Genomic DNA, 18,753 nt, shown 5'->3' on the forward strand with positions numbered 1-18,753 from the left:
TTACAGTTTACCTTTTGGGTAAGTCTCTTTTTGTTTATAATCATTATTTTTCCATTATCTCTGCATTTCCAAAATACCAAGTTCCCAGTATATCCCTTTCCCAGTTTTTAACTTTATCCTTAATCATTACCACACCTGTATAATAATAAAGAGGTGCTATAATGGCCTGATCCATCATTATCTTTTCAGCAGCATAGAGTTTTTCATCCCGAGCTTCTCCGCTGACTAACTTAGACTCCTCAATTAATCCTGTAAATTTTTTATTCTCTGGAAATTTACCGTCTTTTGTGGCTCTCCATTGAGCATTATTATTTCCTGAATACGAGGTCCACATATCTAAAAATGTCATAGGGTCATTATAATCTCCTAACCACACAGATCTCATCACCTGAAAGTTACCCATACTTCTTGTAGTTTTAAATACTGCCCATTCCTGGTTAGCCAAGGTAACTTCTATTCCAAGATTTTTCTTCCACATACTCTGGATAGCTTCTGCTATAGCTTTATGAGATTCGCTGGTATTGTACATAAGTTCTACAGGAGGCATCCCCTGACCATTTGCATATCCAGCTTTAGCCAGATATTTACGGGCCAGCTCTATATTTGCTGTTGTAGACATATCATAGTCACCGGCTGTAGCTCTAAAATCATTCCCTTTAGAATCTATAAGACCATTGGGAACAAATCCTGTTGCCGGCATCTGTCCTGCCTTAGTAATCTGATTTACAATGGCTTCCCTGTCTATAGCCAGTGAGAGTGCTTTCCTTACATTTATATCATTTGTAGGTTCTCTGTCTACATTGAATAGGTAATAATATGTTCCCAAATATGGTAACGTTTTAAAGGTCGAATCTTCCATCTGTCTTTTGGGAATTTCCTGCACAGGTACCTGGCCGGATATAACATCTATCTCGTCATTATCATATGCTGTCAGTACCGTACTTCCCTCTATAATCATAGTAAGTACCATCTTCTTCAATTTTATATCCTCTCTATTCCAATAGTTTTCATTGGGAGTCAATATGATCTTATCGTTTATCTTGTATTTCGATACAACAAAAGGCCCATTTGATACTGTCAATCCAGGATCTTTTGCCCATCCTTCAGGTTTTTGATCCACTATATCTTTTCTTACTGGCATATATGTAAAAAATGTCACTAGGTTTAAAAAATATGGTGTAGGAGCTTCTAATTCCACCCTCAAAGTATAGTCATCCAAAACCTCTAATCCTACATCTTCCCTCTTTCCCTTACCCTTAAAATAATCCTGTCCACCCTTAATATAATAAAGCTGATAAGCATATTCAGAGGCTACTTCTGGATCTAATCCCCTCAACCAGGCATATTTAAAATCTTCAGCAGTCACTGATCTACCATCTGACCATTTAGCATCTTTTCTCAGATGAAAGATATATACAGTCTTATCTTCAGAAACTTCTACAGATTCTGCCATTGCAGGCTCCGGCTTCCCTGATGCATTATTTCTCATCAACCCTTCAAAGGTATTATTGATCACCATTGCTCCAGATACATCGGTATTTAATTGTGGATCAATAGATGGAGGATCTGCATCTAAGTTAAATCTCAGCACCTGTTCTACCTTATTTGCTCCAGTTTCTCCTTGATCTTCATTTTTATTACCTCCGCATGCTGTAAGCAGCAGTATTAGTAAAACACTAAAAACATACATAGTTCTTTTCATCTTTCCCCCTCCTAAAACAATTTCTAATTCGGGATTTTAACCCTCTCTTTATATACTGTCTTTTTCATATTTTCTTTTATTTCCACGGGATTATCTATGAGGGAATCTATACTAAAATATATACTTCCTCCTACGCCTTCCACTCCTCTATTATATCTAACCTGATTTATCAGCTCATATGGATCTTTCCACCCTTTGGTGCCCACTTTGTAAGCTGCCTGACCAATATATAATTTTACATCGGTCCCTCTTACCTCATCAGCCCACCAATTAACCAGGGTATTATATTCAGCTGCCTTAAATCCCTGGTTCCAGTAGATCTGCGGCACGATATAATCTATCCATCCCCTGTCTATCCATTTTCTGGTATCTGCATAGAGGGTATCATAGTTCGTTATCCCAGCCCTGGTCTTCGATCCACTTTTATCTACATCATAGTTTCTCCATACACCGAAGGGACTGATACCAAATTGAACATTTGGTTTCTCCTTTTTTATCCTGCTATTTAAAGTTTTTATAAATTTATCTACATTATCTCTTCTCCAGTCAGCCGCTATAGGAAAATATTTTCCATATTTTAAATATGTTTTCCAATCAGGCAGTTTTTCTCCTTTAACCGGGTATGGATAAAAATAATCATCCATATGTACCCCATCTATATCATAGTTTTTTACCACTTCCATAATGTTATCTATACTGTAGTTCATAGCTTCTGGAATTCCGGGATTGTAATATAATTTGCCTCCATATCTAAATGTCCACTCTGGATTCAAAACAGCTGGGTGGTTACTCATAGGAACATCTTCTTTTTTCATAGTTACCCTGTATGGGTTGAACCATGCATGAAATTGCAAACCTCTTCTATGAGATTCTTCTACCATAAATTGCAACGGATCCCATCCTGGAGATGTTCCCTGTGTTCCTGTAAGGTATTTTGACCATGGTTCAAATGAAGATGGATAAAATGTATCAGCAGTAGGTCGGATTTGAACTACTACAGCATTCATATTCATTTCTACAGCCTGATCCAGTAATTTTATAAACTCCTTTTTTTGAGATCTCTCGGCGTTTTTACCTGTTCCCACAGTTTTAGGCCAGTTTATATTTACAACACTGGCTATCCAAACCCCTCTGAATTCCGGTCCTTCCCTTTCTTCTACTCTGTTGTCTCTCTTATCTATTCCGCTACATCCCACTAATATCAATAGGAATAATATACTGCAAATTTTCTTCATTTTTTCTCTCTCCTCCCTCAATTTTCTATAACTTTTTATTGTCTTTTTACCTTACTGTTCATTACTATAAGTATTAGATTTTTTCAAGAAAAAGTCAAATTTAAAATAAAATTTCTATCCTAATAAAAGAGCAGGAGTTTAATAAACTGTAACCATGAAACTGGACACTTGAAAAAGAGTGTTAGTTTCATGGTTTTTTTGATACAATTTTTTAATAAGAGTTTAAAGGGGTGAATTAAATGTCTAAAAAAATATTTTCAGATATAGAAGTTACTAAATTATCTAAAAATAAAAATATTTCTAAAGTTTCAAATAAAGCTATTACATATACTTTTGAATTTAAAAAGAAATTTATTGAGGAATATAAAATGGGAAAGCCTCCGCGTATAATTTTTGAGGAAGCTGGCTTTGATGTGGATATTTTAGGTATGAAAAGAGTTGAAACTTCCTCTAAACGTTGGAGGAGAGCTTTTAAAGATAATGGTGAACTGGGTTTAATGGATTCCAGGAAAACATCTTCTGGAAGACCTCTGAAAAGAGAGTTAACAGATTTAGAAAAAATTAAACGTTTAGAAGCACAGATTGAATATTTAAAAATAGAGAATGAATTTTTAAAAAAGTTAGACGAGATCGAAAGGGGGGATGCTTAAATAAAACTGAGATTTTTGAAGCTATTAAATTAATAGTTAAAAGATATAAGTTGAAATCAAAAATTAAATTTCTATGTTTTCAAGCGGGGGTTTCCAGGTCTGGTTTTTACAACTATATTAATTCAGAAAAAAATAGAAATAATAAAGAAGCTAAAGATTTAAACTCCAAAAGATTAATTCTAAAAGCTTTTAATAGAAGAGGTTTTAAGAAGGGCGCCCGAAGTATCAGGATGATTTTAGAGAATGAATTTGATACTATTTTTAATTTGAAAAAAATAAGAAGAATTATGAAAAAATACGAAATAATATGTCCTCACAGAAAACCGAACCCCTATAAAAACATAGCTAAAGCAACTAAGGAACATTCGACTGTCCCTAATATATTGAAAAGAGAATTTAAACAAGAAGTTCCTAAAAAAGTTCTCCTAACTGATATCAGCTATCTAACTTATGGAATTGGAAAAAGAGCTTATCTTTCAACAATAAAAGATGGTAGTACTAATGAAGTATTAGCTCATGAGGTGTCTCATAGTCTTAGTATTGATATTGCTTTAAACACGGTTAAGCGCTTAGTTAAAAGAAAGTTTAAACTCCATCCAGAGTGCATTATTCATTCGGATCAAGGCTTTCACTATACTAATCCTAAGTTTCAAAGATTAGTGAAATCAAAGAAAATTATCCAATCAATGTCGCGAAAAGGTAACTGTTGGGATAATGCTCCTATGGAGTCATTCTTTGGACATATGAAAGATGAAATAAATTTAAAGCCCTTAAAAACATTAGATGATGTAAAGAAAGAAGTATCTAAATATATGAATTATTACAATAACCATAGGTATCAATGGAACTTAAAAAAGATGACTCCTGTGCAATACAGAAATCATCTTTTAACAGTATCTTAACCATACCTTTTTTTAAAGTGTCCTTGACAAAGGGTACAGTTTATAAATAACTCCTGCTCCTAATAGATTCCTTATTTTGAAAATACCATCTTTCTCATTTTTGATCCTACTTCCTCTATCTTAGAGTCAGAATACTGAGATCTTTCTGCATTCATAAATTTATATCCATTTTCTGTTTCCTCTATGAAGTCTTTGGCAAATTTTCCATTTTGGATATCTGCTAAAACTCCTCTCATCGCTTCCTTACTTTCCTTTGTAATTATCTTTTTACCAGTTATATAGTCTCCATATTCAGCGGTATTTGAAATAGAATCTCTCATTGCCGCAAACCCTTTTTCATATACTAAATCTATTATTAACTTCATCTCATGAACACATTCAAAATATGCCACCTCAGGATTATATCCTGCTTCTACTAAAGTATCAAATCCAGCCTGCATCAATTCCGTAACTCCTCCACACAGTACTGCCTGCTCTCCAAATAGATCAGTTTCAGTTTCCTCTTGGAATGTAGTTTCTATTACTCCAACTTTTCTCCCCACACCATTTGCCCAGGCATATGCTGCCTCTTTCGTATCTCCAGTTACATCATTGTGTATTGCTGCCAAACAAGGAACCCCATGTCCACCTTCAAATATCTCCCTTACCATATGTCCTGGTCCCTTAGGAGCAACCATAAATACATTTATACCTTCTCTTGGTGTAATTCTTTCATAATGAATATTAAATCCATGTGCAAATCCCAAATAAGCTCCGTCTTTTAAATTTTCTTCAATTTCAGATCTATATAGTTCTGGTTGAGCTTCATCTGGAGCTAAGATCATTACTACATCAGCACCTTTTACAGCTTCTCCTATCATCGCTACTTTTACTCCGTCATTTTCAGCTTTTCCCCATGATTTTGAGCCCTCTCTAAGACCTACAGTTACATCCATTCCTAGGTCATGAAGATTTAATGCATGTGCATGTCCCTGACTCCCATAACCAACTACCGTTAATTTCTTTCCCTCTAAAAATCTTAGTTCTTTCATCTTTTTACCTCCTAAAGTTTAAATTCCTCTGTGCATAGCACTTATTCCAGTTCTAGCTGATTCCAATATTCCAAACTTATCCATGACACCTATCAATCCTTCTACTTTATTTGAATCTCCAGTAAGCTCTATAATGAGTGCTTCATGGGAAATATCTATAATTTTAGCTCTGTAAATCTCGACTATTTTTATTATTTCTAAACGATTTTCAGAATCTGACTTAACCTTTATTAACGCCAACTCTCTTTTTACTACCTTTTTTTCATCCAAAATTTGTACTTTTACTACATCTATAAGTTTAGCTACTTGTCTTTTGACCTGTTCAACAAAACTTTCATCTCCAATGACTGTGATTGTCATCCTAAAATGCTCCTTTTTTTCACTCACTCCGCAAGTTATTCCATCTATATTAAATCCCCTCTTTGAGAATAATCCTGAGACCTTAGATAATATCCCCGGTCTATTTCTCATGATCACTAAAATTTGGTATTTCTTCATAACTCCTCCTTGGACATAATCATCTCATCTACCGATTTCCCTCCAGGTATCATAGGAAACACATTTTCCTCCTTAGACACAATACAGTTAACTAGAGCTGATCTTTTTTTAGAAAATATTTCTCCCAAAAGTTTATCTAACTCTACAGGAGTCTCTGCAAGATAAGAATCTATTCCATATGCCCGGCCCAGCATTACAAAATCAGGATTCTTTTCTAATTTTACAAAGGAATGTCTTTTTTCATAAAAAACCTCCTGTAGTTGTTTTACCATTCCTAAAAATGAGTTATTTACAATGATTATTTTTATATCTAATTTATATTCAGAGATCGTCATAAGTTCTTGTGAATTCATTTGAAATCCTCCGTCTCCTAATATGGCTATAACCTCTCTATTAGGATTCGCTAATTTTGCTCCTATAGCTGCCGGCAGTCCAAATCCCATGGTCCCTGCTCCCCCTGAAGTTATGATACTGTTAATCCTATTAAAATTATAATATTGTGCAGTCCACATCTGATGCTGCCCCACGTCTGTACATACAATCGCTTCTCCCTTGGTTAGTTCACTTATTTTAGAAATCAAGTATTGCGGCAATATATAATCTGTCGAAAAATTCCTATCCAACGGGTATTTTTTCTTGAGTTCCATTACCCTGTTCATCCAAACTTTATTTTCTCCCTCTGCTTTATATTTTAAGAGAGCTTTTAGGACTAAATTTACATCTCCAACTATATGAAGGTCAGCACGTTTATTTTTATCTATCTCTGCCTCATCTATATCTACATGGATTATTTTTGCATCTTTACAAAACCTGTGGATATTTCCTGTTACTCTATTATCAAATCTCATTCCTAAGGCTATTATAAGATCTGCTTCATCTGCAGCATAGTTCGCATAGGCTGTCCCATGCATCCCCAGCATATGAAGGTTATATCTATCTTCTGCCGGAAGGATACCTAATCCTAAAAGAGTAGTTGCTACCGGTATATCAAACTTTTTAGAAAATTTTCTCAGTTCTTTAGAAGAGTTCGATTTCATCACTCCATTTCCAGCCAAAATAACCGGTCTTTTACTTTTTCTTATCATCTCTATAAACTCATCTGTTTCATTTTTTTTTGGTTTTTCATAGATATATTTATACTCTGAAACTGTATTATATTCACTGCTACAACTATTCTGAAAGTTGTCATAGCTCATCTTACTCGTCTGAATATCCTTTGGAATATCTATAAGTACTGGTCCCGGTCTCCCATTTTCTGTTAAATAAATTGCTTCTCTCAAAAGATCAGATAATTCTTCTATTGATCGCACAAGGTAATTATGCTTTGTGATGGAATCTGTTACCCCTGTTATATCCAACTCTTGAAAGGCATCTGTCCCCAAATTATTAACAGATACCTGTCCTGTAATAACGAGCATAGGTGTAGAATCCATATAAGCCGTCATTAAGCCAGAAACTGTATTAGCCGCTCCAGGTCCCGAAGTAACTATACAAACTCCTGTTTTACCACTGCACCTGGCATATCCATCAGCTGCATGAGCTGCTCCCTGCTCGTGCCTAGTTAAAATATGATCTATCTTTTCTCTATAAGAATGAAGAGCATCATAGATAGGAAGTACCGATCCACCTGGATACCCAAATACTGTGTTTAAATCATGCTCTTGCAGAATTTCTAAAATTATTTCTGCACCATTTATCTCTCTCATTAACCTCACCCCCAATAATTTTCTAATATTATTTTTACCTATATCAAGTTATAAAAAAAAGCAGCTATAATTATAGCTGCCTAATCTAGAAAAAAGTTTACATATCTTCTACATTTATTTATTTTTATAAAAAAAGCAGCCAATAACATTAGCTACCACCTATAAATTATACTTTTAACTATTCTAAAATAAAGTTTTTCACTCTAAAAGCATATAATTTTCCTAATATTATTTTTCAAATCTATTCAATTGATTGCGGTTTAAGTCCAATAAGACTAGCAGCAATAATAATAAATTCATAAATAAAACTTTAGTTAAAATCATATTCTCTTCCTCCTCTTTTGTAATTAAGAAAGATAATACCAGTTATTTTTTTTTATGTCAACACTTTTTTGTATAAAAATAAAAACTTTCAAACCAATTAAATAAACATTACTTAATTTAACCTTTTATTTCATTGATTAATGATAATTCTAATATCTTTTATTTTAGTGTATAATAATAGATATTAAAAAATTATTTAAGGAGGTTTATTTATGAAAATTAAACCAATTGGAAATAGAATATTAGTAGAACCTTTAAAGGCTGAAGAAAAAACTTTTAGCGGTATCATCCTGCCAAGTTCTGGGGAAGCTAAGTCTTCTAATATGGGAGTTGTTGTTGCACTTGGAAATATTAATGATGAGATCAACCTAGGGGATAAGGTGTTTTTCAAACCTCATTCTGGGATAGAAATACCTGATTCAGACAAGACTTTTCTCATCTTAGAAGTAGAAGAAATCCTAGCCGTAATAGGGTAAAAAAAATGGAAGAGATCAATCTCTTCCATTTTTTTTATCTCTATCCTTTCATGGCTCTGATCTTACTTGGAAGGGAGAATAATTTAATAAACCCTTCAGCATCGTGATGATCGTATAGATCACTGGCTCCAAAAGATGAGATACCCTCATCATAAAGAACATTAGGAGATATTCTTCCTGCTACCTTTATATTCCCCTTATATAATTTAAGTTTTATCGTTCCAGTCACTACTTTGGAAACCTCATCTATAAATGCATCCATTCCCTCTTTTAAAGGCGTAAACCATAAACCATTATAAACTAACTCTCCATATTTCTGCCCTATGTTTTTCTTAAAAGCCTGTGTTTCCTTATCCAAACATATACTCTCCAATTCTTTTATAGCTTTATATAGCACAGTCCCACCAGGAGTTTCATAGATCCCTCTAGATTTCATCCCAACAAGTCTGTTTTCTACAATATCTACTACTCCTACACCATGTTCACCGGCTATTTCATTTAATTTCATCAAAAGGTTAGCGGCAGATAATTTTTCCCCGTCTACACTTACCGGTATTCCTGATTCAAAACCTATCTCCACATACTCAGCTTGATCCTTAGCATCCTCCAAAGATTTTACCATCATATACAGGTCATCCTTATGCTCATTTTCTAAAAATTCTATATCTCCACCTTCATGACTTATATGCCAAAGATTCTGGTCTCTTGAGTAGATCTTTTCTTTTGTCACAGAGAGTTCAATCCCTTTCGATTCAGCATAGTCTATGGCATCTTCTCTTGATTTAATATCCCATTCTCTCCAAGGAGCAATTATCTTTATAGCAGGGTCTATAGAAGCTATTCCAACTTCAAATCTTACTTGGTCATTCCCCTTCCCGGTACACCCATGACAAATATATGCAGCCCCTTCTTTCTGTGCAACTTCTACTAATTTCTTAGCTATAAGTGGTCTTGCAAATGCTGTTCCAAGTAGATAACTATCTTCGTATATAGCTCCTGCTTTCAGACCTTTAAAAGCATATTCACCGACAAATTCTTCAGCTACATTTTCAACATAAATTTTAGAAGCTCCAGATTCAATAGCTTTTACCTTTACATCTTCCATATTATCTTCCTGCCCTAAATTAACACAAACTGCTATCACTTCTAAATCATAATTTTCCTTTAACCAGGGTACTATTATAGATGTATCTAATCCCCCTGAATACGCTAATACTACTTTTTCTTTTTTCATTTATATTCCCCCTAAATTAATTTTTTTTAAACTAATGTACTAACCAAAACTGATTTTATTGTATGTAATCTATTTGCAGCCTGATCAAAAACAACTGATTGCTCACTTTCAAAAACTTCATCACTAACTTCTAATTCTTCCAGACCAAATTCTTGATATATTTTTTTTCCTATCTCGGTTTCCAAGTTGTGAAATGCCGGTAAACAATGCATAAAAATAGCATCTTCATTAGCATATCCCATGAGTTTTTTATTAACTTGGTAGTCCTTGAGCAATTCTATTCTCTCCTTCCATATATCGAACTTTTCTCCCATAGATAACCAAACATCTGTATATACAACATCTGCATCCTCAAGAGCTTTCTCAGGCAACATTTCAAAATTAATAACTGCACCTGTTTCCATAGCTATTTCCTTAGCTTTGGTGATCAATTTCTTTTCAGGAAATAATTCCAATGGTGATAATATCGTAAATTTCATCCCCATTTTGGCTGCACCAATTAATAAAGAATTTCCCATATTACTTCTTCCATCTCCTACATAAACTAATTTTTGATCTGAAAGTTTTCCTTTTTTCTCTTCGATAGTCATAAAATCAGCCAAAATTTGAGTTGGATGAAATTCGTCTGTAAGTCCATTCCATACAGGAACACCTGAGTATTTAGCCAATTCTTCTACTTTTTCCTGGGAACTTCCTCTGTATTCTATACCGTCAAACATCCCTCCTAAAACTCTTGCTGTATCTGCAATACTTTCTTTTTTTCCTATCTGAGAACCTACAGCACCTAAATATGTAGTATTTGCCCCTTGATCCATAGCGCCTACTTCAAAAGCACATCTTGTTCTCGTAGAATCTTTTTCAAAAATAAGAGCTAAATTTTTCCCTTTTAAATTTTGTTTTTCTCTATTATTCTTTTTATCTGATTTAAGATCTTTAGCCGATTTAATTAAACTTTTTATTTCCTGTGTAGAAAAATCTAAAAGTTTTAAAAAACTTTTTCCCTTCATCTCTTCCTCCTAAAATTTATTCTCAATTTTTTTATAATCAAATCTGCCTATAAATTTTTTCACAGCATTAGCAGATTCTTTCGCAGGTATAATAGATTAATTTTTTATATGTTTTTCTATTAATTCATTGTATTTTTTACTTTTTATAATTTTTTCTAAAGCCTTATTTATTTGAGTTAATAATTCAGTTTCATCCTTTCCCATAGCCATAGCATATTCCTCTGATTGTAAAGTATAGTCAGATAACTTTAAACCATTATTATTCTCAGTTGTTTTTTTAGCCTGCTGATAATCCAAGATTATCATATCTATTTTTTCAGCCTGCAGTGATAAAACAGCTTCGTGCAATTTATTATATTTTACAGTCTCTACACCATCTAATTCTTTAGATAGATTCTCGGCTATGGTATCGCTGGTTGTTCCCATTACAACTCCTATCTTTTTCCCTGCTATATCAGACTCTTTCTCTATCTCTTTTGACCCCTCTCCTACCATAATTACCTGGCTCACATTAAAATATGGGTGGCTGAAATTCACATTTTTCTTTCTATCTTCTGTTATGGACATTCCCGCTACAATTAAATCTATTTTCTTAGTCTGAAGGGCTGGTAGAAGTCCGCTGAAATCCATTCCTACTACTTTAAATTTAAGGCCCGTTTCCTTACTAACTTCATCTAATAAATCCATATCAAACCCTACTATTTTATCCCCATCCATATATTCAAATGGAACAAAATTCGGAGCCGTTCCTACAACGACAACCTTTTCCTCCTTACTTCCTCCACATGCTGTCATTATTACCCCAACTGCTAATATCATCACTAATTGCATTATTTTTTTCATCTTCTTCCTCCTTTTTATTTTTTTAAAAATTCCTTGGCATCCTTTATCTGTCTTTCCACTGATTCTATCCCGGTTCCACCATAACTTTTTCTCTCATTGATACACTCCTCTATACTTATCTTTTTATTTATATCACCTTCAAACAGGTCGCTGTACCCTTTAAATTCCTCTAATTTCAACTCTGATAAACTTTTTTTGTTCATCTCACAATAAACAACCAGTTCCCCGACTATTCTATGGGCATCTCTAAATGGCAGGCCTTTTTTCGCCAGGTAATCAGCTACATCAGTAGCATTTATAAATCCATCTTCAATTCCCTTCATCATATTTCCTTCATTTATCTTCATGGTAACCAGCATCTCTTTAAAGATAACCAGTGAGATCTTTATGGTATCAATGGAATCAAAAATTCCCTCCTTATCCTCCTGGGTATCCTTATTGTAGGCCAGTGGCAGTCCCTTCATAACAGTCAGTATTCCCATTAAATTTCCAAAAATTCTTCCTGTTTTCCCCCGGATAAGTTCCGCTATATCTGGATTTTTTTTCTGTGGCATGATAGAAGAGCCTGTAGAATAGGAATCATCCAAAGCCACAAAGGAAAATTCACTTGTAGACCATAAAATAATCTCTTCAGCCAATCTGGACATATGCATAGATATCATAGAAATAATAAAATTCAATTCAATTATAAAGTCTCTGTCGCTGACAGTATCCAAACTGTTTTTAGTTACACCAGAAAATCCAAGTTCCCCGGCTACAAAATGTCTGTCGATATTATAGGTTGTCCCGGCCAGTGCTCCGGCTCCTAATGGCATTACATCTAATCTTTTGTAGGAGTCTTTTAGTCTGTCTAAATCTCTTTTAAACATCTCATAATAAGCCATCATATGATGGGAAAATAAAATAGGCTGTGCTCTCTGAAGATGAGTATATCCAGGCATAATAACATCTTTATTTTTATCAGCTGTTTCTACCAACCCCTCCAATAACTCTCCTAATAATTCCTCAATTACCATACTTTCTTTTTTTAGATACATTCTGATATCCAAAGCTACCTGGTCATTTCTGCTTCTAGCAGTATGGAGCTTTCCCCCTACTTCTCCTACAATCTCTATCAACCTTTTTTCGATAGCCATATGGATATCTTCATCTTTTAGATCAAATATAAACTTTTCTTCCTTTATCTCATTTAATATCTGTTTCAGCCCATTTTCTATTTGTTGTTGTTCATCTATTCCTATGATCTCTTGTTTAGCCAGCATCTTAGAGTGAGCTATACTCCCCATTATGTCCTCTTCATACATTCTTTTATCAAAATTTATAGACCCGTTGAATTTCTCTAATATTTTTGCTGTTTCCTTATTAAATCTTCCACCCCAAAGTTTCATACCTATCTCCTTTTTTCACTATTTTCCATAATAAAGATAATTTTTTAGATCTTTTTTGTCCATTCCGTCGATCCCCATCTTTTCTAAATTTCTTCCATCTTTAAAATAATTTTTACTGTTATAAGCTCCTGCAATTGTTATACAAGAATACATCATAGGAGTCTCTACCCCTAATAATTCCCCAAGTGAATAACACGGTACCACTAAATAGGGAACGTCCTCTGTTATATATCTATGTTTTGATGTACTAGGAGCTCCGATCTTACTATGTGCTACCGAACTTCTATTTAATTCATATACACTTTCATATTCTAAGCTATACAATGAATTCATAGCCTCCAACTCCGGAGTTAAGTAAAATCCTATAGTATCTCCTATCGCTAACCTTTCCTTTTCCATGACAGATACAGCCTTTGAAGTAGCCAAAGAACAAGTATCTCTATAATAATTAAATTCTCCTCCAAAGTTTTCCATTATTCCCATATTTAATACCGATAATAGAGGATGTCCTCCAAAATTTATATTTTCCATCCCTGCTGCAACTACATTTTCTAATTTTGTTAACTTTATTGGAAATACTTCATTTAATATCCCCAGTGTTTCATCAGTTTTAACCCCTGGAAAAACTCCTACTGGCAGATGAGATTTAGTCCCATAAATTGCTACTCCCCCTTGACACTCAATTCTACAAGCCCAAGGAATAGAGATACCATCTACGAAGGTTACATCTTTTTTTCCTTTCTCCAACATAATTTTATTAAAAACTAAACTAGAAAAATTTCCAGGCATAGATACTAATATATGACCACCTAAATATGGATAAATTTTATTAAAGATAATCTCCTGAGCATAGGATGGTACTACTATGACTATTATTTTAGAATATTCTAAAACTTCTATAATATCAGTTGTTATCTTATCTATCTTTTGGGTCCCAGGAATCTCTAATTTTAGCCCATCTACCTCTTTTAATGCCTCTATATGTCCGTTATTTTCTTCAATTCCCTCTAAATTCACAGAAAATTCTTTGGCATCATAGAGACAAACTTTATTTCCTATCTTAGAAAAATGATATGCCGCTGTAAGCCCTCCATTTCCTCCACCTATTATCCCAACTGATTTCATAAATTATCCTCCAAAATACTTGTTTACTAACTTTTGATATTTTCCACTTTTTTTCATTTTTTTAATCTCTTCATTTAAGTCTAATATTAATTGTTCCTGTCCCTTACCTAAGGCTATTGCCGATCCATCTTGTCTATCGTCTAGTAACCCTGCTAATTTTAATTTTTTATTGTTTTCTAAATAATTATTAGCCACTACTTCACCAACTATTACTGCATCTATCTTTTTATTATTTAGTTCCAATATAGCTCCTGTAAATGAGTTGTATCTTTTAATCTCGGCTCCCTCTATCTCATTTGCCATAGTTTCTTGGATAGTTCCTAACTGTACTCCAACTGCTTTCCCCTTTAGATTATCTAAAGTTTTAATTCCAGTAGTATCTTTATTTACCAAGATAGCTTGAGCAGAACTATAATAAATATCTGTAAAATCTATCGCTTTTTTTCTCTCCTCTGTAGGAGTCATCCCAGCTATTACCATATCTATTTTTTTAGTCTGAAGTGCCGGTAATAATCCGTCAAAACTTAAGTTTTTCCACTCTATTTCATATCCTAAATTCTTTGCTAATTCTTCCATAAATTCAATGTCAAACCCTGTTATCTCTCCATTTTCAATATATTCATAGGGTTTATATTCCGCATTTGTTCCTATATATAGTTTTTTAGTCTGCACCTCTTCTTTCCCGCATCCAACCAATATAACCATCATTAAAATCCCGACTAAATTTATTATTTTTTTCATAATATTCATCTCCCTTTAATTTTTTATAATTCCTGATTCATTTTTTTATCCACTATGTTTTTTTCCATAAATAATAGAATTTTCCATCTATTTCCTTATTTTTAGGTATAAAAAAGGGACCCTGCTGTTTTCAACAGAATCCCTGTTAGATTAGCATGACTTATTTCCTATTTAATTTTTAATAATCCTATTTACTTCCATTACAATCCCTCATTTTAAAAATTTAATTAAAACCATTTTTTTAACAGTTTATCGTATGTACCATTTCCTTTTAATGTTGTTAAAGCTGTATTTATTTTTCCTAGTAACTCTGCATTATCTTTAGATACTGCCATTGCATATTCTTCCTTTTCTCCCTCTGCCGATGTAACTTTTATCCCTTCATTATTTTTTACAAAATTCTTAGCTGGTTCTCCGTCTAATACTACTGCGTCTATCTTTCCTTCCTTTAAGTCCATGATAGCTGCATAGCCTGCATTATATTTTTTTACTTCTACGCCATCTATCTCACTGACAACTACATCTCCTGTAAATCCTAAGATTACTCCTACTTTCTTCCCTTTCAACCCTTCAAAATCTGAGATATCTTCTGCATCTTCCGCTGTTATGATTACTTGATTTGCCTTATAATATGTTTCACTGAAGTTTACAGCTTTCTTTCTCTCCTCTGTAGCTGTCATCCCTGCTATTATCATATCCACTTTTTTAGCCTGTAATGCTGGTAACAGACCATCAAAAGCCATATCCTTAATCTCTATCTCTACCCCTATTTCCTTTGATATCGCAGCCATTAGATCCATATCAAATCCCACTGTTTTTCCATCTTCTAAATATTCAAATGGTGCAAATTCTGCATTAGTTCCTACATATATTTTTTCTACTTTTTCTTCACTCTTATTTCCACAAGCTACCATAAATATTCCTACTATTACTGCCATTATTAATTTCATCGTCTTTTTCATTTTATTCCTCCTTTTAATCTAAACAAATAATTTTGCCACTATTATTATGATCGGTAAACTAAGAGCTGTTCTAAGTAAGAAAAAACCAGCTACTTCCAATATATTAAATTTCATCTTTGTCTTCAATAAGATCGATCCAGTTTCTGCCATAAATATCAACTGTGTAAATGATAGAGTTCCAACTATAAATCTAGATATCTCATGTTCTGAACCTTTTATAAAAATTGTCGGTAGATACATATCTGTAAACCCTACTAGAGATGCCTTAGCTACTAGAGCTGCATCTGGAATATTTAAAGCTTTAAATAAAGGTATTATAGGCATTGCTATATAATTAAATATCTGTGTATGTTCTGCTGTGATCAATCCCAATGTTCCTACGAAAACTATTGTTGGGATAAATGTCATATGGATATTTACTATTGCGGGCAGCATCTTACTAAATGAAGCTATGTTTCCACCCTCAGCTTTTTTTACTGCTGTGGCATATGCTACCTTTAGATCTACCTGAGCTCCTTCTTCTGATATTTGTTTCCCTACCCCTTTCATATATTCATCTGGGTACCTTTTCATTATTGGTAATCTTGCTATTATCATTGCTACCAGGATACAGGTCATAATTATCGTCCCATAAAATAATGGAAATCTTTCTGAAAATCCCAGCTCCTCTGCTACAAAAGAAGTAAATGATATCCCTACCACTGAAAAACAAGTCGAGATTATAATAGCTTCCCTCTTGGTATAATATCCCTTGGCATGCTGTTCATCGGTAACTAATATTCCCAAGGTTCCATCTCCTACAAATGAAGTGATAGCATCTACAGCACTTCTTCCCGGTACCTTAAATAAAGTTCTCATAATTGGTTTGGATAAGTTCCCCAAGAATTCCAATAATCCAAAATCTAAAAGAAATGGCAGTATTAAATTTCCAACTGTAAATGTTACTAACAATGACCCGATAAAATCATTTACTACCAGCCCACCTGTATATTCTCCAATAACCATCTCAGGTCCAACCTTAAAGTAAACCATGATATAAAATAAAGCACCTACGACTCTTACTACTAATCCTCCTAAACTCATATTAAACATAGAATCTAACATCTCATTGTCTTCAATAAATTTAGGTTTTACTAAACTTCCCAGTATACTAAGGATAATCGTTATGACTGATATCAACATCCCGTAAAATAATACCTGATCCTTAATATTATTCTTTACAAAACCATTGGCATGCCCTAAAAACACAGTTGTAGTTCCATTGAATGTTATCGGCAGGATAAATAGTGCTATCCCTAATAGCGATGGTAATATAAATTTTAAACTCTTTTTCATTTTTTCTCCTCTTTCTTCTTTTTTTTTATGTATTTTTACTGTTTAAAAGTAAATTTTAATGATTTAATACCTTGTCTAAAAATTCTTTGGTTCTTTCATGGGTAGGAGCTTCAAATAACTCCTTGGGACTAGCATCCTCCAAAACAACTCCATAATCCATAAAGAATACTCTATTGGCTACACTCTTGGCAAAGCCCATCTCATGAGTTACAACTATCATAGTCATACCAGATTTTACTAAATCTCTAATTACATCCAGTACTTCTCTTACCATCTCAGGATCCAGTGCCGATGTTGGTTCATCAAATAAAAGTACATCTGGCTCCATAGCTAACGCTCTAGCTATTGCAATCCTTTGTTTCTGCCCTCCTGAAAGAGAATCGGGATATACATCTGCCTTATCTTCCAGTCCTACTTTTTTTAATAAGGTTTTTGATTTTTCCATAATCTCTGTTTTTTTCATCTTTTTCACCTTCATAGGTGCCAGCATAAGGTTTTCTAATACTGTCTTATGAGGAAATAAGTTAAAGTGCTGAAATACCATCCCTACATTTTGTCTGACTTTATTTATATTCACCTTGGGATCTGTAAGATCTTTCCCCTGTACAACTACCTTTCCTGAAGTTATCTCCTCCATCATGTTGATACATCTTAAAAATGTAGATTTCCCAGATCCAGAAGGTCCTATCACTGCTACAACTTCTCCCTTATCTATATTTTTACTTATCCCCTTTATTACCTCCAGGTCACCATAACTTTTATATAAATTTTCTATTTTAATCATTAGTTTTTCACCTTCTCCTCGATTTTTCTCATAAATTTAGTAAATAAACTTGTCAGTATCAGGTAGATAACTCCAACCGCTATAAGTGGTTCTACCCCTCTATATGTCTGACTGGTTATTATATTTGCCGAACGCAGTAAATCTACCCCACCGATAAATCCAACTATAGATGTTTCCTTCAATAGTGATATAAATTCACTTACCAATGTCGGGAGTATCTTTCTCACTGCCTGAGGTACTATAACTTCCTTCATAGTAGTTAGATAATTCATCCCCAATGCTCTGGCTGCTTCACTCTGTCCCTTATCTAACCCTTCTATTCCTGCTCTTATAATCTCTGCTACATATGCTGCACTGTTTAATCCAAAGGCTAACCCTGCTACCACTAAGATTGGTACATCTCTCAGAGATCCCACAAATATTACATTGGCTAAAACCATCAGTTGTACCACAGCTGGTGTTCCACGAATTAGATCTACATAGATGAGCGCTCCCTGAGATAATGGATTAAATTTATTTTTAAATGGGTAGAAGTGACTCAGTCTGCAGAGTGCGAGTACTACTCCTAATACTATTCCAATTATTGCTGCTAAAATTGTTACATTGATGGAAAACAATAACCCTTTCAGGATATACATATATCTGTCCCCGTCTATAAATATTCCCTTAAGTGTTTCTAAATATGCCATTTTTCCTTTCCTCCTTATTTATTCATAAAAAAAATCCCAAAACACGTAGTTATACTACATCTCCTGGGATAAAAAAAGCCGTCATAGTTGACGGCTAAAATTTCAATACTTAATATACTCA

The 18,753-nt window shown here is 33.8% G+C and carries 17 protein-coding genes; 2 read left to right on the top strand and 15 right to left on the bottom strand.

What is annotated here, in order from left to right; genetic code table 11:
- Positions 1-43: 43 nt before the first annotated feature.
- Together K337_RS0109880 and K337_RS18200 are read right to left on the bottom strand one after the other, a co-directional pair.
- Positions 44-1,702 carry a peptide ABC transporter substrate-binding protein gene (locus tag K337_RS0109880; protein WP_028856466.1) on the bottom strand — a complete coding sequence of 553 codons (1,659 nt, stop codon included), beginning with the start codon at positions 1,700-1,702 and terminating at the stop codon, positions 44-46.
- A 23-nt stretch (positions 1,703-1,725) separates the two neighbouring features.
- Entirely contained in the window at positions 1,726-2,937 is a 1,212-nt protein-coding gene (locus tag K337_RS18200; RefSeq protein ID WP_037029704.1) for a glycoside hydrolase family 10-like protein, read from the bottom strand.
- Between the two features lie 239 nt (positions 2,938-3,176).
- Between K337_RS18200 and K337_RS19600 the strand changes: the two genes are divergently transcribed.
- A protein-coding gene (locus tag K337_RS19600) for an IS3 family transposase (protein WP_425414008.1) occupies positions 3,177-4,489 on the top strand; the annotation gives its coding sequence in 2 pieces (ribosomal slippage) (positions 3,177-3,567 and positions 3,567-4,489; 1,314 coding nt in all).
- A gap of 71 nt (positions 4,490-4,560) precedes the next feature.
- On the opposite strand, the gene ilvC is transcribed toward K337_RS19600, so the two are convergent.
- From ilvC to ilvB, 3 genes are read right to left on the bottom strand one after another with little or no spacing between them, the layout of a single operon-like run.
- On the bottom strand, positions 4,561-5,520 hold the full coding sequence (gene ilvC / locus K337_RS0109900) for a ketol-acid reductoisomerase (protein ID WP_028856467.1): 960 nt from the start codon (positions 5,518-5,520) through the stop codon (positions 4,561-4,563).
- An 18-nt stretch (positions 5,521-5,538) separates the two neighbouring features.
- Positions 5,539-6,018: an acetolactate synthase small subunit gene (ilvN, locus tag K337_RS0109905; protein WP_028856468.1), complete on the bottom strand. Its 480-nt coding sequence runs from the start codon at positions 6,016-6,018 to the stop codon at positions 5,539-5,541.
- Complete coding sequence (gene ilvB / locus K337_RS0109910; protein ID WP_028856469.1) at positions 6,015-7,724, bottom strand: biosynthetic-type acetolactate synthase large subunit; 1,710 nt, start codon at positions 7,722-7,724, stop codon at positions 6,015-6,017. The genes ilvN and ilvB overlap by 4 nt, the downstream gene beginning before the upstream one ends.
- Positions 7,725-8,260: 536 nt before the next feature.
- On the opposite strand from ilvB, the gene K337_RS0109920 reads away from it, so the two are divergent.
- Positions 8,261-8,524, top strand: a complete 264-nt coding sequence (locus K337_RS0109920) for a co-chaperone GroES (protein WP_028856470.1) — start codon at positions 8,261-8,263, stop codon at positions 8,522-8,524.
- Between the two features lie 40 nt (positions 8,525-8,564).
- On the opposite strand, the gene K337_RS0109925 is transcribed toward K337_RS0109920, so the two are convergent.
- The 10 genes from K337_RS0109925 to K337_RS0109970 form a co-directional block, all read right to left on the bottom strand.
- The gene (locus K337_RS0109925) at positions 8,565-9,758 is read right to left on the bottom strand and encodes an argininosuccinate synthase (protein WP_028856471.1); all 1,194 of its coding nucleotides are present in this window, start codon (positions 9,756-9,758) and stop codon (positions 8,565-8,567) included.
- A 26-nt stretch (positions 9,759-9,784) separates the two neighbouring features.
- Positions 9,785-10,765 carry an ornithine carbamoyltransferase gene (gene argF, locus K337_RS0109930; protein WP_028856472.1) on the bottom strand — a complete coding sequence of 327 codons (981 nt, stop codon included), beginning with the start codon at positions 10,763-10,765 and terminating at the stop codon, positions 9,785-9,787.
- Positions 10,766-10,861: 96 nt separating this feature from the next.
- Positions 10,862-11,608 carry a transporter substrate-binding domain-containing protein gene (locus K337_RS0109935; RefSeq protein ID WP_028856473.1) on the bottom strand — a complete coding sequence of 249 codons (747 nt, stop codon included), beginning with the start codon at positions 11,606-11,608 and terminating at the stop codon, positions 10,862-10,864.
- 14 nt (positions 11,609-11,622) lie between these two features.
- Complete coding sequence (argH, locus tag K337_RS0109940) at positions 11,623-12,996, bottom strand: argininosuccinate lyase (RefSeq protein ID WP_028856474.1); 1,374 nt, start codon at positions 12,994-12,996, stop codon at positions 11,623-11,625.
- Between the two features lie 18 nt (positions 12,997-13,014).
- Positions 13,015-14,121 carry an NAD/NADP-dependent octopine/nopaline dehydrogenase family protein gene (locus tag K337_RS0109945; RefSeq protein WP_028856475.1) on the bottom strand — a complete coding sequence of 369 codons (1,107 nt, stop codon included), beginning with the start codon at positions 14,119-14,121 and terminating at the stop codon, positions 13,015-13,017.
- A gap of 3 nt (positions 14,122-14,124) precedes the next feature.
- Entirely contained in the window at positions 14,125-14,862 is a 738-nt protein-coding gene (locus tag K337_RS0109950) for a basic amino acid ABC transporter substrate-binding protein (RefSeq protein ID WP_028856476.1), read from the bottom strand.
- Between the two features lie 227 nt (positions 14,863-15,089).
- Positions 15,090-15,824: a basic amino acid ABC transporter substrate-binding protein gene (locus tag K337_RS0109955; protein ID WP_028856477.1), complete on the bottom strand. Its 735-nt coding sequence runs from the start codon at positions 15,822-15,824 to the stop codon at positions 15,090-15,092.
- Positions 15,825-15,842: 18 nt separating this feature from the next.
- Positions 15,843-17,159, bottom strand: a complete 1,317-nt coding sequence (locus K337_RS0109960; protein ID WP_028856478.1) for a YjiH family protein — start codon at positions 17,157-17,159, stop codon at positions 15,843-15,845.
- A gap of 55 nt (positions 17,160-17,214) precedes the next feature.
- Positions 17,215-17,943, bottom strand: coding sequence for an amino acid ABC transporter ATP-binding protein (locus K337_RS0109965; RefSeq protein ID WP_028856479.1), 729 nt, complete (start codon positions 17,941-17,943; stop codon positions 17,215-17,217).
- Entirely contained in the window at positions 17,943-18,632 is a 690-nt protein-coding gene (locus K337_RS0109970) for an amino acid ABC transporter permease (protein WP_028856480.1), read from the bottom strand. Before K337_RS0109970 ends, K337_RS0109965 begins: the two co-directional genes overlap by 1 nt.
- Positions 18,633-18,753 lie beyond the last annotated feature (121 nt).

It is taken from the genome of Psychrilyobacter atlanticus DSM 19335 (genome assembly GCF_000426625.1).
GTDB lineage: Bacteria > Fusobacteriota > Fusobacteriia > Fusobacteriales > Fusobacteriaceae > Psychrilyobacter > Psychrilyobacter atlanticus.

Bases quoted from the DNA above. Each gene is read 5' to 3' on its own strand.
- argF (WP_028856472.1), bottom strand. From the start codon at position 10,765: ATGAAGGGAAAAAGTTTTTTAAAACTTTTAGATTTTTCTACACAGGAA.
- ilvC (WP_028856467.1), bottom strand. From the start codon at position 5,520: ATGAAAGAACTAAGATTTTTAGAGGGAAAGAAATTAACGGTAGTTGGT.
- K337_RS0109920 (WP_028856470.1), top strand. From the start codon at position 8,261: ATGAAAATTAAACCAATTGGAAATAGAATATTAGTAGAACCTTTAAAG.
- K337_RS0109880 (WP_028856466.1), bottom strand. From the start codon at position 1,702: ATGAAAAGAACTATGTATGTTTTTAGTGTTTTACTAATACTGCTGCTT.
- K337_RS18200 (WP_037029704.1), bottom strand. From the start codon at position 2,937: ATGAAGAAAATTTGCAGTATATTATTCCTATTGATATTAGTGGGATGT.
- K337_RS0109960 (WP_028856478.1), bottom strand. From the start codon at position 17,159: ATGAAAAAGAGTTTAAAATTTATATTACCATCGCTATTAGGGATAGCA.
- K337_RS0109955 (WP_028856477.1), bottom strand. From the start codon at position 15,824: ATGAAAAAGACGATGAAATTAATAATGGCAGTAATAGTAGGAATATTT.
- K337_RS0109925 (WP_028856471.1), bottom strand. From the start codon at position 9,758: ATGAAAAAAGAAAAAGTAGTATTAGCGTATTCAGGGGGATTAGATACA.
- K337_RS0109965 (WP_028856479.1), bottom strand. From the start codon at position 17,943: ATGATTAAAATAGAAAATTTATATAAAAGTTATGGTGACCTGGAGGTA.
- K337_RS0109945 (WP_028856475.1), bottom strand. From the start codon at position 14,121: ATGAAATCAGTTGGGATAATAGGTGGAGGAAATGGAGGGCTTACAGCG.
- ilvB (WP_028856469.1), bottom strand. From the start codon at position 7,724: ATGAGAGAGATAAATGGTGCAGAAATAATTTTAGAAATTCTGCAAGAG.
- K337_RS0109950 (WP_028856476.1), bottom strand. From the start codon at position 14,862: ATGAAAAAAATAATAAATTTAGTCGGGATTTTAATGATGGTTATATTG.
- argH (WP_028856474.1), bottom strand. From the start codon at position 12,996: ATGAAACTTTGGGGTGGAAGATTTAATAAGGAAACAGCAAAAATATTA.
- K337_RS0109970 (WP_028856480.1), bottom strand. From the start codon at position 18,632: ATGGCATATTTAGAAACACTTAAGGGAATATTTATAGACGGGGACAGA.
- ilvN (WP_028856468.1), bottom strand. From the start codon at position 6,018: ATGAAGAAATACCAAATTTTAGTGATCATGAGAAATAGACCGGGGATA.
- K337_RS0109935 (WP_028856473.1), bottom strand. From the start codon at position 11,608: ATGAAAAAAATAATGCAATTAGTGATGATATTAGCAGTTGGGGTAATA.